Origin of the sequence: Actinoplanes sp. GCM10030250, from assembly GCF_042666575.1 — a bacterium.
Taxonomy (GTDB): Bacteria; Actinomycetota; Actinomycetes; order Mycobacteriales; family Micromonosporaceae; genus Actinoplanes.
Genome location: NZ_JBHTDO010000019.1, coordinates 105,838 through 119,565, shown reverse-complemented (window position 1 = coordinate 119,565; position 13,728 = coordinate 105,838). Strand labels below are relative to the sequence as shown.

General features: G+C 69.7%; 10 protein-coding genes. 4 read left to right on the top strand and 6 right to left on the bottom strand.

Annotation, left to right across the window (positions count from 1 at the left end):
* Positions 1 to 20: 20 nt before the first annotated feature.
* The 4 genes from ACFQV6_RS23960 to ACFQV6_RS23945 all read right to left on the bottom strand — a co-directional run bounded on the left by ACFQV6_RS23960 (position 21) and on the right by ACFQV6_RS23945 (position 4,409).
* On the bottom strand, positions 21 to 590 hold the full coding sequence (locus ACFQV6_RS23960) for a hypothetical protein (protein WP_378029806.1): 570 nt from the start codon (positions 588 to 590) through the stop codon (positions 21 to 23).
* 139 nt (positions 591 to 729) lie between these two features.
* Positions 730 to 1,335, bottom strand: a complete 606-nt coding sequence (locus ACFQV6_RS23955; RefSeq protein WP_378029805.1) for a lytic polysaccharide monooxygenase — start codon at positions 1,333 to 1,335, stop codon at positions 730 to 732.
* 245 nt (positions 1,336 to 1,580) lie between these two features.
* Positions 1,581 to 3,434, bottom strand: coding sequence for a S8 family serine peptidase (locus ACFQV6_RS23950; protein WP_378029804.1), 1,854 nt, complete (start codon positions 3,432 to 3,434; stop codon positions 1,581 to 1,583).
* Positions 3,435 to 3,533: 99 nt separating this feature from the next.
* Positions 3,534 to 4,409 (bottom strand): LysR substrate-binding domain-containing protein, encoded by an 876-nt coding sequence (locus tag ACFQV6_RS23945; protein WP_378029803.1) that lies wholly within the window; start codon positions 4,407 to 4,409, stop codon positions 3,534 to 3,536.
* Positions 4,410 to 4,604: 195 nt separating this feature from the next.
* Here ACFQV6_RS23945 and ACFQV6_RS23940 point away from each other — a divergent pair, with 195 nt between their 5' ends.
* From ACFQV6_RS23940 to ACFQV6_RS23930, 3 genes are read left to right on the top strand one after another with little or no spacing between them, the layout of a single operon-like run.
* Entirely contained in the window at positions 4,605 to 5,306 is a 702-nt protein-coding gene (locus tag ACFQV6_RS23940; RefSeq protein ID WP_378029802.1) for a GNAT family N-acetyltransferase, read from the top strand.
* 35 nt (positions 5,307 to 5,341) lie between these two features.
* Positions 5,342 to 6,304, top strand: coding sequence for an ATP-binding cassette domain-containing protein (locus ACFQV6_RS23935; protein WP_378029801.1), 963 nt, complete (start codon positions 5,342 to 5,344; stop codon positions 6,302 to 6,304).
* Complete coding sequence (locus tag ACFQV6_RS23930) at positions 6,301 to 7,086, top strand: ABC transporter permease (RefSeq protein ID WP_378029800.1); 786 nt, start codon at positions 6,301 to 6,303, stop codon at positions 7,084 to 7,086. The genes ACFQV6_RS23935 and ACFQV6_RS23930 overlap by 4 nt, the downstream gene beginning before the upstream one ends.
* 48 nt (positions 7,087 to 7,134) lie before the next feature.
* On the opposite strand, the gene ACFQV6_RS23925 is transcribed toward ACFQV6_RS23930, so the two are convergent.
* Complete coding sequence (locus tag ACFQV6_RS23925) at positions 7,135 to 9,570, bottom strand: glycoside hydrolase family 3 N-terminal domain-containing protein (protein ID WP_378029799.1); 2,436 nt, start codon at positions 9,568 to 9,570, stop codon at positions 7,135 to 7,137.
* A gap of 100 nt (positions 9,571 to 9,670) precedes the next feature.
* Here ACFQV6_RS23925 and ACFQV6_RS23920 point away from each other — a divergent pair, with 100 nt between their 5' ends.
* Entirely contained in the window at positions 9,671 to 10,621 is a 951-nt protein-coding gene (locus tag ACFQV6_RS23920) for a DUF3500 domain-containing protein (protein WP_378029798.1), read from the top strand.
* Between the two features lie 93 nt (positions 10,622 to 10,714).
* On the opposite strand, the gene ACFQV6_RS23915 is transcribed toward ACFQV6_RS23920, so the two are convergent.
* Positions 10,715 to 13,633: a GH92 family glycosyl hydrolase gene (locus ACFQV6_RS23915; protein WP_378029797.1), complete on the bottom strand. Its 2,919-nt coding sequence runs from the start codon at positions 13,631 to 13,633 to the stop codon at positions 10,715 to 10,717.
* Positions 13,634 to 13,728 lie beyond the last annotated feature (95 nt).

Below are 13,728 nucleotides of genomic sequence, written 5' to 3'. Positions count from 1 at the left end.
GCGCGAAAGAACACGGTGTGTCAGAGGCCGGCGGCGTCGTGGTAGCGGGCGCGCAGGCCGGTCATCTCCGACTCGGACAGCGCCTCCTTCTGTGCCAGCTGCGCGTACTTGTCGGGGAACATCTCGCGTAGCCGGTCGATGAACTTGACGTCGTCGGTCGCCTCGACCACCTGGATGCCGGGAGGCTCGGTCGACATGTCCAGGATCACCGGGCCGGCCAGCTTGACCGCCACGTCCCAGGGCCGTTGCGGCTCGGCGACACCGCACAGGTGAAACCCGTAGACCGTCTGCACGTCGGCGAGGGTGCTGACCTCGGAGGGCTCGTACCCGTAGACGCGGACACCACAGATCACCGCAGGTTTCGCAGGTCCGGTAGAAGCCGGCCCGGCGGAAGCGTGCCCGGCGTGGTTGTGCTGCCCGGGGTCGGACTGTTCGAGCTCGGTACGCATCCGGCTCATGATCTGGGTCTGCAGATCCGCCGGCGCCGGCTTGTTCAGGAGGACCACACCCGCGGACACAGCCAGCAGGGTCACCGCCGCCCACACGTAACGGTTGGGGAACCACCGCGCGAGACCCGCTCGGGAGATCATTTTCGTTGCTCACCTCGTCGCCGGTTCGGGGGGTTGGGGCGGACCAGTCTCCGGCCCAGGACGTCGGCGATGTCCCGGGCCGGATCGGCGCTGCGATGGCCGATGCTGCGATGGCCGATGGTGCGATGACCGGTGCGGATCAGGCGAAGTTCACGTCGCTGCACCACATGTAGGCCTGGTCGAGGTGCGAGGCCTGCCAGATGACGAAGAGGATGTGGTGTCCGGTGTATCCGGAGGTGGAGATGTTGAACGAGATGTTCTGCGCCGGCGCGTACCTGCCGGTCTGCGTGATGAAGTCGAGGTTCCCCCAGCCGAGGCGCTGGGTGGCCGGGTTGAACCCCTGCTTGCTGACGTAGACGCGGAAGTAGTCGGCACCGTGGCTGGCCTGGTCGTACAGCTTGACGGTGAAGCTGCGGCTGAGGCTCGTCGTCTTCCAGGCTCCGGGCTGGTTCAGGCTGTCGTTGCGGGAGAGGCCGTTGCTGCACAGCTGGCCGTCGGGGGTCTTCGCCTGGAACTGGGCGCCCAGGCCGTCTCGTAGCGCGCTCATCCAGTTCCACATGGTGTCCGGGTTGGCCTGGAAAGCGCCCCAGCACATCGGGTCCTGCGTCTGCATGACCGGGTTCATGTGCTGGCTTCCCCAGGTCTGCCAGCACTGGTAGGCGCGGGAGGCGGGGCTGACGATGGTGCCGTGTGCCTGTGCCGCGCCGGCCCAGGGCAGCATGCTGATCACGGTGGCGAGCAGCACGGCAAACACTTGGACGGGCCGGCGGAGGGTTGAGCGGGAGTGCCGGCCGGATCGATTGGACTCGTGTGGACGCACAGTACGTCCTCCCATTCTTCGGCGTTCTGGCGGTGGGAGCGCTCCCAGGTAATCATTGCATCAGTGTTTCCGGATATCAACGCCCGTCTATTAATTTGCCCAGCGCGAATCGATCAGAACGCCGAAGGGCGACGGCCAGATGACCGTCGCCCTCAAACGTTCCGCTGTTGTCAGACCCGGCCGAAGTCCTGGGTCCAGTAGGTGGTGCCGTCGGCCTTGATGACCAGGCCGACACCGACGGCGATGCTGTTGCAGTTGAGGATGTTGGCACGGTGCCCGGAGCTGTTCATCCAGCCGGTCACGACCTCCTGCGGGGTGCGGTAACCCGAGGCGATGTTCTCGGCGGACGCACCGGAGTAGCCGGTCCGGACCACCCGGGTGACGAAGTTGCTGCCGTCGGAGCCGGTGTGGCTGAAGAATCCCTTGGCCGCCATGTCGGTGCTGTGTGCGCGGGCCGCCGTGGTCAACCGGTCGTCGATACGCAGCGGGCCACAACCGTTCGCCGTCCGCTGCGCGTTGGTCAGCGTGACAACCTGCGTCTCGAAAGAGGACGAGGCGGGAGCGGACGAAGTGGGAGCGGGAGCGGACGAGGTGGGAGCGGGAGCGGACGAGGTGGGAGCGGGAGCGGACGAGGTGGGAGCGGGGGCGGACGAGGCCGGAGCGGAAGAGGTGGGCACGGAACGAGTGGGCACGGGCCGAGTCGGCGCGGAGGAAACCGGCGCAGAGGAAGCCGGAGCGCTGGAAGGAGCCGAAGACGGGACGGTGGAAGGGGCAGAGGAGGGCGCGGAAGACGGGGCGGTCGAGGGGGCAGTGGAGACCGGAGCGACGGAAGCCAGCGCGGCCACCGGGTCGATACGCCCGTTGCCGTAGTCGTTGTCGAAGCCCTTGGACCCGAGGTCGACAGCGGTCTTCTCCAGCGCGGCCTCGACCTGGTCCGGCGTCAAAGACGCGTTGGCACCCTTCAGCAGCGCGACCACACCCGCGACGTGCGGCGAGGCCATCGACGTGCCGCTCATCGTCTTGTACCCGTTGCCGAGCGCGGTCGGATAGGTGTTCGTGATGCTGCTGCCCGGCGCGGCGACGTCCACGTAGCTACCCGCGTTGGAGTAGCCGGCGACCTTGTCACCGGAGTCGGTGGCGGCCACCGCGATCACGCCGGCGTCGGCCGCCGGGTAGTTGACCGGGCTGCCGGACGAGCGGCTGTTGCCGGCCGCCGCAACGACGGTGACACCCTTGTTGCGGGCGTAGTTGATCGCGTTGGTGACCGCGGTGACCTTAGAGGTCGAGCCGAGCGACATGTTGATGACCTGGGCACCGTGGTCGGCGGCCCAGATGATGCCCTCGGCCGCGTCGGACATGTTGCCGCTGCCGTTCGAGCCGAGCACCTTGACCGGCAGGATCTTCGCGTCCGGCGCGATGCCGGAGACGCCCACCCCGTTGCCGGTGACCGCGGCGATCGTGCCCGCGACGTGGGTGCCGTGCCCGTTGGCGTCGGTGACGGTGCCGGCCTTGTTGGCGATCGCGTCGTATCCGCTCAGCACGTTGCCGGCCAGGTCCGGGTGCTTCGCGTCGACGCCGGTGTCGATCACCGCGACGGTGACGCCCGCGCCGGTCGACTTCTTCCAGGCGTCGGCGACCTTCAGCTTGGCGAAATCCCACTGCTGGCCGCGTGACGGGTCCGAGCCGGTCGGGACGCCGAGCGCGTACATCGTGGCGTCGACCTCGACGCTCACCGCGTCCTCGGCGTTCTGGCCGTCCTTGACCAGCTCCGCCGCCGACGCCATGTCGGTGGCCTCCTTCACCGAGATGACCGGCTTGCCGTCCTTGCCGACCGTGGTCACGACGACCCGGGCGGGCTGCTCGGCGGAGACGGTGGCCGGGAGCAGCTGCTCCGGACCGGCGGTCAGACCGTAGGTGACGGGCTCCCAGCCCACCGAGCCGGTCGGAAGGGCGAAGACACCGACAGCGGCGATGGCACTGGCGGCAACGGCACCCATGGCGAACCTGCGGATCTGAACCTTCATCAACAACGTCCCCTCCCCCGTTTTGCTTACGGGTTCCAGATTCGGAGGGGCCGGTTGTGACGCCAGATGTCAGACTGTTGCACCTGGGTAGTAGCGGGATCAGGCCTCGCTGACCGCTCGGAGGAAGGCGCGGACCAGCGGCGTCTCACCGTCAGCGCGCCACACCGGTGCGTAATGCATGACCGGACCGTTGGCGATCGGCAGGAAGGTGACGTCCTGGCGCACCCGGGAGGCGGCCGCGTAGGACCCGATGGGAGAGATGACACGGCCCGCGCTGATCGCCGTGAAGGCTTCCGCCAGCGTGGCCACCGGAGCCCCTCGCGAGATGGGCCGCCCGGCCGGTGTCACGGAGGGGGTGTGCGCCTCCCACATGTAGTCCGGAATGGGCCCGTCCGGATAGACCACCGGGTGATCGCCGAGATCCTCCATGACGACCTGGTCCCGCTCGGTCAGCGGATGACCGGGCGCGACGGCCAGCACCATCGTCTCGGTGAACAGTTCCGGTCCGACGACCAGGTCCGGCTCGCGGACCGGCAGCCAGAGCACCGCGACGTCGACCCGGCCGGCTCGTAACCCGCCGAACGGATCGGTGGGAAGGACCTCGCGCATGCGCAGCTCACACTGCGGATGCCGCTGGCGGAACAGCTCCAGGACGTCCGAGATCATCTGGTGCTGGGTGTCGAAGGCGCCGACGTTGAGGGTGCCGGCATGCCCCCGAGCGGTGGCGGCAGCCTCGTCCAGGGCTGCCGTGATCTCGCTGTAGGCCGCCTTCAGCCGGTCACGGAGCCGCTCGCCGAGCGGGGTCAGGCGCACGATACGGCTGGTCCGCTCGAACAGGGCACCGCCGATCCGGCGCTCCTGCTGCTTGATCGACTGGCTGACACGAGCCTGCGAGACGCGGAGCCGTTCGGCCGTACGCCCGAAGTGAAGCTCTTCGGCAAGAGTCAGAAAAATCTCGATGTCCCGCAGCTCCACCGGCCCGTCTTCCCCTCAGGTCGCAACGCGCCCGCGATCAGGACGACAGGTCGCATCGTGACCGAGATCGTAACGACAGCTCGCCACGGGCCGGTAACGAGGACCACGCCTGGCCTCGAACGATAACCAGAGGCTTAACCGGCGATGCGATCTCTCGCGTTGTTCCGCGCCGATGACCTGGCGATCGTGAATGCCATGAACGAACGGATCAACATTGTCGCGGTGCCGGATCAACCCGGGTGGCGGGCTGTCACGGCGCGCGGTTCCCCAGCCGGGACGGCCGGCCTTCGGCCGATCAACCCGTTCGAGGTGGGCGCGGCCGAGCTGACGTTGTTCGTGAAGCCGCGGTGGCGGCGGCGCGGTATCGGCTCCCGGCTGCTGGCCGCCGTTCGGGAGCAGACCACCGAGCCGCGCCTGGTGGTGGACGTGGAGGCAGGTTCGCCGGGCGAGGCGTTCTGCCTGCGGCACGGCTTCCGGCACACCGGGTCCAGGCGGCACGACCTGCTCATCTTCTGCGACGTTCACCAGGCCTGGCTGGCCGAGCTGATCGACGCCGACCACCCCGGCTATCGCCTGATCCACTGGACCGGCGACCTTCCCGGCCACTCCGTGCTGACCGCCGCCGAGGCGAGCGGTGACCTTGCGGCCTACGCCATGGCCGAAGTCGGCGCGCCCACCCGCCAATACGGTCCGGCAGTGCGTCCCGGCCACCGTGGGCGGCGACTGGACCTCTGGGTCAACGCCGCCCTGATCAAGCGCTTGCGCGACATCCACCCGCACATCACCGAGATCGAGACCGCCACCGCCGAGGACGACCACCAGCTGCTGGCCGCGCGCCGCCACCTCGGCTTCCGCCCACACCGCCGAACCCGCCTCTACGAACTCGCCCTGTCGTGAGACCCCGGATCCAAGAGCACAAGGAGCAAACCCCCATGACAAACTTCGCCATTTCCGCGTACGGGCTACGCAAGTCCTACGGCGACAAAGTGGTACTGGACGGCGTCGACCTGGCCGTCGAGCAGGGAACCATCTTCTCGCTGCTCGGTCAGAACGGCGCCGGAAAGACCACGGCCGTCAAGATCCTGTCCACGCTGATCTCCCCTGATCCGGCCTCGGGCTCGATCCGCATCGCCGGGCACGACCTGACCGCCGATCCGCAGGCGGTGCGCGCCGCGATCGGTGTCACCGGCCAGTTCTCCGCCGTCGACAACCTGATCACCGGCGAGGAGAACATGCTGCTGATGGCCGACCTGCACCACCTGTCCCGCGAGCAGGGCCGGCGCACCACGGCCCAGCTGCTCCAACGCTTCGACCTGGTGGATGCGGCCACGAAACCGGCCTCAACCTACTCCGGCGGGATGCGGCGCCGTCTCGACATCGCGATGACCCTTGTCGGCAGCCCGCGGATCATCTTCCTCGACGAGCCCACCACCGGCCTCGACCCGCGCAGCCGCCACAACATGTGGCAGATCATCCGCGAGCTCGTCGCCGAGGGCGTCACCGTCTTCCTCACCACCCAGTACCTCGAGGAGGCCGACGAGCTCGCCGATCGCATCGCGGTCCTGCACAACGGCCGGATCGCCGCCGAGGGCACCGCCGAGAAGTTGAAGCGGCTCATCCCCGGAGGGCATGTCCGGCTGCGGTTCACCGACCCGGTCGCGTACCAGTCGGCGGCCTCGGCGCTGCTCAGCGCCGCCCGCGACGACGAGTCGCTCGCGCTGCGGATCCCCAGCGACGGCAGCCAGCACGAGCTGCGCTCCCTGCTCGGCCTGCTCGACGCCTCCGGTGTCACGGCGGACGAGCTGACCCTGCACACCCCCGACCTCGACGACGTGTTCTTCGCCCTGACCGGCGGCTCCGGCGTCACCGAAAAGCCCAAGGAGACCGTCCGATGAGCACCCTCTCCCTCGCCGCCCGCGACTCGTCCACGATGCTGCGCCGCAACCTGCTGCACGCGCGGCGCTATCCGTCGCTCACCCTGAACCTGCTGCTCACCCCGATCATGCTGCTGTTGCTCTTCGTCTACATCCTCGGCGACGCCCTGAGCGCGGGGATCGGCGGCGGGGACCGTGCGCAGTACCTCACCTATCTCGTGCCTGGCCTGCTGCTGATGACCATCGGCAGCACCGTGATCGGGACCGCGGTCTCGGTCTCCAACGACATGACCGAGGGCATCATCGCCCGCTTCCGCACGATGGCGATCCACCGCGGCTCGGTGCTCGTCGGGCACGTCGTCGGCAGCGTGCTGCAGTCGGTCGCCAGCGTGGTCCTGGTGGGCGCTGTCGCGGTGGCCATCGGTTTCCGCTCCACGGACGCCACCGCTCTGGAGTGGCTGGCGGCGCTGGGGCTGCTGGTGCTGTTCGCACTGGCTCTCACCTGGATCGCGGTCGGCATGGGCCTGGTCAGCCCGAACGCCGAGGCCGCCAGCAACAACGCGATGCCGCTGATCCTGCTGCCGCTGCTGTCCAGCGCTTTCGTCCCGGTCGACAGCATGCCCGGATGGTTCCAGCCGATCGCCGAGTACCAGCCGTTCACGCCCGCCATCGAGACCCTCCGGGGTCTGCTGCTCGGCAGCGGGATCGGCCACAGCGGGTGGCTGGCGGTCGCCTGGTGCGCCGGCCTCGCGGTGCTGGGCTACTTCTGGTCGACCGCCAGGTTCAACGGCGACCCGTCGTAGCGGTGGGGCGAGGCCGGCCCCAAATGCCGGCCTCGCCCCGGTGCAGGGTCATTCAACAACGCAGGCAGCGCCGTTCAGGGTGAACGCGGCCGGCCGCGGGTTGGTGCCCGGGTGTGAGCCGTTGAAGCCGAAGCTGACCGTCGCACCCGCGGCGAGCGTGGCGCTCCAGGTCTCACCGGTCGCGGTGACCGCCGGGCCGCTCTGGGTGACCCGAGCGGACCACGCCTGGGTGACGGTCTGACCGCCGGTGAAACTCCAGGTCAGCGTCCACGGGGTGATGGCCGTCGTGCCGGTGTTGGTGAGTGCGACAGTGCCGGTGAAGCCCGACGTCCAGTCGTTCGTGGTGTAGCGCACCCGGCACGACGCGGCGGGTGTGCCGCCGGTCGCGGTGGTCACCGCCAGGGCCGGTGAGCGGGCGGAGCGGTTGCCGGCCGTGTCGCGGGCCGCCACGGAGAACTCGTACCGCGTGGCGGAGCTCAGGCCGGTGACGGCGTAGGTGGCGGCGCTGGTGGAGCCGATCAGGGTGCCGTCACGGTAGACGTCGTAACCGGCGAGCCCGCTGCCGCCGGTGTCGGTCGACGGCGGCCAGGTGAGGGTCAGGCCGGTGGCTGTCACCGCGGTCGCGGTGGGGGCGGCGGGCACGGTGGGTGCGGTGGTGTCGGTCGGGGTGGTGTCCGAATATGTCAGCCCGTAGCCGTACCCGAAAAGGGGTGTCTTGCCGTCACCGTCGTTGATCGGTTGCTGTGCGGCAGACTGCATCCACGTCACCGGCAGCTTGCCGGTCGGCGCGTGGTCACCGAAGAGCACGTCGGCGACGCCGGCGCCCTCGCTGCCGGGCAGCCAGGCCGCGACCAGGGCGTTCCAGTTGCCGATCTCGGCGGCGACGTCCAGCGGGCGACCGGACACGAGCACAACGATCACGGGTACGCCTGTCGCGCGCAGCCGCGACAGAGTCGCCAGATCCGCCGAGTCCAGGCTCATCGAACCGGGCCGGTCGCCCTCCCCCTCGGCATAGGGCGTCTCGCCGACGACCGCGATTGCCGCCCGGTAGGTGTTGTCGACCCCAGTGCCGTCACGGTTGTAGGTCACCGTGGTGCCGCTGCCAGCGACAGCGCGGATGCCCGCCAGGATCGACGTGCCCGGCACCGTGTTGCCGCTCGCGCCCTGCCAGGAGAGTGTCCAGCCGCCGCTCTGGTTACCGATGTCGTCGGCGCTCTTGCCGGCCACGAAGATCTTGCCACCGGTCTTGGCGAGCGGCAGGATCCCGCCGGCGTTCTTCAGCAGCACCTGCGACTGGCGGACGGCCTGCCGGGCCAGCGTGCGGTGCTCGGCGCTGCCGATCGTGGAGGCATAGCTGCGGTCCGCGTACGGATGCTCGAAGAGCCCCATCTCGAATTTCTTGGTGAGGATGCGGCGGTTGGCGTCGTCGATCCGCGCCTGCGGGATCTGCCCGGCCTGCACGGCGGCGCGCAGATATCCGACGAAGACCTTCCAGTCGGTCGGGACCATGATCATGTCGAGCCCGGCGTTGACCGCGGTGGCGACCTCGGCCTGGGTGAAGCCGCGCTGGCCGTCGAGCTGGTCGATGGCCGCCCAGTCCGAGACGACGAAGCCGGTGAACCCCAGCTCGCCCTTGAGCAGGTCGGTGATGAGGTATTTGTGGCCGTGCAGCTTGGCGCCGTTGAAGCTGCTGTAGGAGATCATCACCGAGCCCACGCCACGCTGGATCGCGGCGGCGAACGGCGGAAGGTGAACGGCACGCAGCTCGGCCTCGGTGATCTGCGTGTTGCCCTGGTCCGTGCCGCCGGTGGTGCCGCCGTCGCCGATGTAGTGCTTGGCGGTGGCCAGTACGGAGGCGGGCCCGTCCAGCCGGGTGCCCTGGAGACCGTCCACGATCGTCGTCATCGAGGTGGCGATCTCCGGCTTCTCACCGAACGACTCGTAGGTGCGGCCCCACCTGTCGTTGCGGGCGACGCACAGGCACGGCGCGAAGGTCCAGTCCTGGCCGGCGCCGGTGACCTCCTCGGCCGTGGCGCGCCCGATCCGCTCCACCAGGGCGGGGTCGCGGGTGGCGCCGAGGCCGATGTTGTGCGGGAAGATGGTCGAGCCGGGCACGTTGTTGTTGCCGTGCACGGCGTCGATGCCGTAAAGGATCGGGATCTGCAGCGGTGTGGCGAGGGCGCCCCGCTGGTAACTGTCGTACATGTCGGCCCAGCCGGCCGGTGTGTTCGGCGACGGCGCGGAGCCGCCGCCGGAGAGCACCGAACCGACCCGGAAGGACGTGATGTCCGCGGCGGTGGTGGTGCCCCGCTCGGACTGCGTCATCTGGCCGATCTTGTCGTCGAGGCTCATCCGGCCGAGCAGGTCGGTGACCCGGGTGGCGACCGGTAACGACGGGTCCTGGTAGGGCAGCACCGCGGCGGCCGCGGGACCGGTCAGCGGTGGCACGACGCCGGCGAGCAGCCCGGCCAATCCTGAAAGCACAACGGCCGTCCTTGAGCGCATGACTCATCGTCACATGGGAGCGCTCCCATTACAACGCCGTGTCCGGCGTGTGAACAATGCCCGGTCTACGGTGGCTCCTATGACGACTCCGGCTGACGACGCCGCACGCTGCGCCCTCGCGCTGGTGGCCACACTGGACAGTGATCAGCTCGCGCTGGTTCGCGGTGGCCTCGCCGATGCGGGCCTGCGGCGCTGGACCTACCTGCCGGGCGACCGGCCCGGACTGCCGATGGAGCATCTCACCGCGGCCCAGCACGATCTCGCCGTCGAGTTGCTCCGCTCCGCCCACTCCCCCGGCGGCGGTGATCTCGCCGTCGGTGCCATCGAGGTCGAGCGGGTCCGGCGGGGCTTGACGAGCGGCTCCCCGCCGGACGGTGACCGTTACTGGTTACGGGTGCTCGGTGATCCGGAGTCCGGCGAGCCGTGGGGCTGGCGGATCAACGGGCACCACCTCGCGGTGCACGTCGTGGTGGCGCCGGACGGCACCACCACTTTCACGCCGCACTTCGTGGGCTCCGAGCCCGCCGTCGTCCGTCACGGGCCGGCGGCCGGGCGCCGCATTCTCGGTCCCGAGGAGGACCTGGCCCGGGAGCTCGCCGGGAGCCTCGACGCTGACCAGCGCACGCTGGGCATCAGCGCCGAGGTGGCTCCCGACGACATCCTCACCCGGTACGACCCGGTGGCCGACCCGGCGGTGCTGCCCGAGGGCATCGGCCGGGACCTGCTGCGGCCGGACCAGCGGAACACCCTGGACCGGCTAGTGCGCCGCTACCTCGACCGGGCGCCTCGGGCATATGCCGGGGCCTGCTGGCGTGAGGCCGAGGCCGCCGGGCTCGATCGGATCCGGTTCGCGTGGGCCGGGCCGACCGATCCCGGTCAGGGTCACTACTACTGCGTACGCGGCACGGACTTCCTGATCGAGTACGACAACACCCAGGACAACGCGAACCACGCGCACTCCGTGTGGCGGCATCTGCGTGACGACTTCGGCGGGGATCCGCTCCGCGGCCATTACGCACGGCACCACTGATCACTGAGCCTTTTTCAACGTGGCGAGGGCCTCGGCCGCCGGCGCTGGACAACGGCCCGGCAGCTTCAGGCCCGATGTCAGGTTGAAAATTGCTCACTGGAGGCTCACGGCGTACACCAGGATGCGTTGATCGTTGGGCAGCGTGACCGATCGGATCTCCCTGTTCCGGTCGGCGGCGACGGTGTAGCCGAAGAGGCTCACCCCGGGCCCGTCGACGCCCTGGCCGGCCTTGATCCGGTGCGGCATGGTCAGCACCGCGGGGCTGGTGGCCGACGGTGTCGCGCACCAGTCCGCCACCGAGATCGGTGCCGAGGTGACGCTGCCGTCGGCGTAGGTGACGGTGACGGTCCCGGACACCGGCCCGTGGTGGGCGGTCGCCACCAGCCGCACCGCCTCCCGGCGGCCGGCGGGCACCCGGATCTCCTGGCCGCGGGCCCGGACGAAGGTGAGTGCGGTCCCGCCGGGGTCGGGGGCGCTGTAGGTGATGCCGCCCCACGAGACCGGCCCGGCCGGGGGTAGCAGCGCCGCGTCGTAGCTCCAGCCGCCGCCGTCGAAGTTGCCGGCGCTGCTGGCCGCGGTGGTGGCGGTGCCGTCGGTGGTGCGGGCCGCGCCGATGTCGACAGCGCACTGTCCGCTGGTGGTCGCGGCACAGGGCAGCGGGGCCGGGGTGTTCACCGAGGGCGGCTGGTCCGCGGCGGCCGTACCCCAGCCGGAGGGTTCGGTGCCGAGGGTGTGCTCGATCGTGCCGCCCCGGGCGATCGCCGGCCAGTCGAGCCAGTTGCGGGTGTGGTCCGCCCCGTTGAGCCGGACCTGCCGCACGTAGCGGTTGGTGTCGCTCGCGTCCGGTGCGGTGATCGTCAGGGTTCCGCCCTGCCGGTCGGCGTACCCGCCGATGCGCACGGTGGCCGACGGGAACTGCGGGCTGGACAGCGCCAGGAAACCGGCACCGCTCATCGTCGGATAGACGCCCAGCGAGGACAGCACGTACCAGGCGCTCATCGTGCCGAGGTCGTCGTTGCCGGTCATGCCGTCCGGGCCGGTGGTGAACAGGGTCATCGCCGCTCGGACCACTGTCGCGGTCTTCGCCGGGGCACCGGCCCAATGGTACATGTACGGGGCGTGCAGGTCGGGTTCGTTGTTCGGGTTGTAGGTTGCCTTGCCGTAGTAGTCGTAGGGCTTGCTGATCCACGCGTTGCGGGCGGTGCCGGCCGGGTCGGTGAGCAGTTGGGCGTACGCAAAAAAGTCATCAAGTCTCTGTTGCGCCGCCGCCCGGCCGCCCATCAGGGTGACAAGACCCGCCGGGTCCTGCGGCACGAGCCATTGGTACTGGTAGGCGCCACCCTCGTGGAACTGCTTGCCGGCCTCCACCGGGTCGTAGGGGCTCACCCAGGCACCGGTCGTCGTGCGCGGCCGGAAGTGCTTGATCGACGGATCCCACAGCGCGCGGTACGACTGCCCGCGAGCGGCGAACATCCGGGCATCCTCGGTGTGCCCGAGCGCGGCGGCCATCAGTGCGAGCGACGCGTCAGCCGCGGCGTACTCCAGCGTCGACGAGGCCGGATGCTTGCAGTCGTTGTCACCGCCCTTGTGCCGGCAGGTCGTCCCCAGCACCAGCCCGGACGGGATGTAACCGCGATCGACGTAGTAGTCCACACCGGTACGGCCGTTGTACTGCGAACCGGCCGGCGGCTGGCTCGTCGCGTTCGCCCGCAGCAGGGCGTACGCCTCCTCCTCCTGCCCCGCGAGCAGCCCCTTGGAGAACGCCTCGACCAGGAACGGCGTCACCGGGTCACCGGTCATGATGTTCGTCTCGCTGTTCGCCAGCGCCCACCGGGGCAGCCAGCCACCGTCGCGGCCCACCGCCACCACCGATCGCGCGACATCCCGCGCCACCTGCGGCACGAGCATCTGCAACAGCTGGTTCTGCGGCCGGTAGGTGTCCCACAGGGAGAAGTTCTGGTACGGCGTGTACCCGTCAGCGGTGTGGACCCGGTCGTCGAAGCCCATGTACCGGCCGTCCACGTCGCCGGCCACGTTGGGATGCATCAGCGAGTGGTAGAGCGAGGTGTAGAAGGCACTCTGCCGGTCGGCCGTACCGCCGGTGATCCGGATCGCGTCCAGCTGCTGCGCCCACGTGGTGCGCAGCGAGGCGCGGGTGGCGTCGAAGTCGTACGACGTACCGGTCTCGGCGGTGAGGTTGCGCCGGGCGCCCTCGACGCCGGTGTAGGAGAGCGCCACCTTGGCCACCACGTCCCGGTCAGCGGTGGTGTCGAAGGTGACCCACGCGCCGTTGCCGCCGGTGCCCGCCGCGTCCCGGACGCCGGAGCTGCGGGTGGTACCGCGCCAGGTGCCGTAACCGGTGAACGGCCGGTCGAAGCTCGCGGTGAAGTAGACGGTGTGGTCGTCACGGCCGGCGCAGAAGTTCCCGGCGCGGACGCGGCCCTCCACGGTACGGTCGCCGACCACGTGGATCTCCGAGTCCAGGACGGTCTGGTTCGCCTTGCCGGTGTTGAACAGCAGGTTGGCGGCGGTGGTCGAGGGGAACGTGTGCCGCTGCCAGCCGGTGCGCGGCGTGGCGGTGAGCTCGGCACGCACGCCGTACTTGGACAGCCCGACCCGGTAGTAGCCGGGGGTCGCCTGCTCGTCGGTGTGCGCGTAAGCCGACCGGTAGACCGCCGGGTCGACGCTGGTCACCGCACCGGTGGTCGGCATGATCGGCAGCTCGCCGGCCACCTCGCACCCGACTCCGGACAGGTGGGTCTGGCTGAAGCCGTAGATGGTGTTCTGCAGGTAGTCGTAGCCGCCCTGGCCGCCGGTGTCCGGACTGACCTGGACCATCCCGAACGGCGCCGCCGCGCCGGGGAAGGTGTTACCGAAGTTCTGCGTACCCACGAACGGCCGGACGAGATCGACCGGGGCCTCGGCGGCGGCTGCCGGAGAGGCCGGGACAAGCAGAACGGCGGCGAGCAAGCTCGCCGCCGCCAGAGATACCCGGAAGTACGACGATGGCATGGGACCTCCCGTTGACGCCCGGACCGACAACGTTGTCATCAGCACGAACCGCGGCCACGCTGACCAAGGGTTTTGGAAGATGACAACGTTGCCAT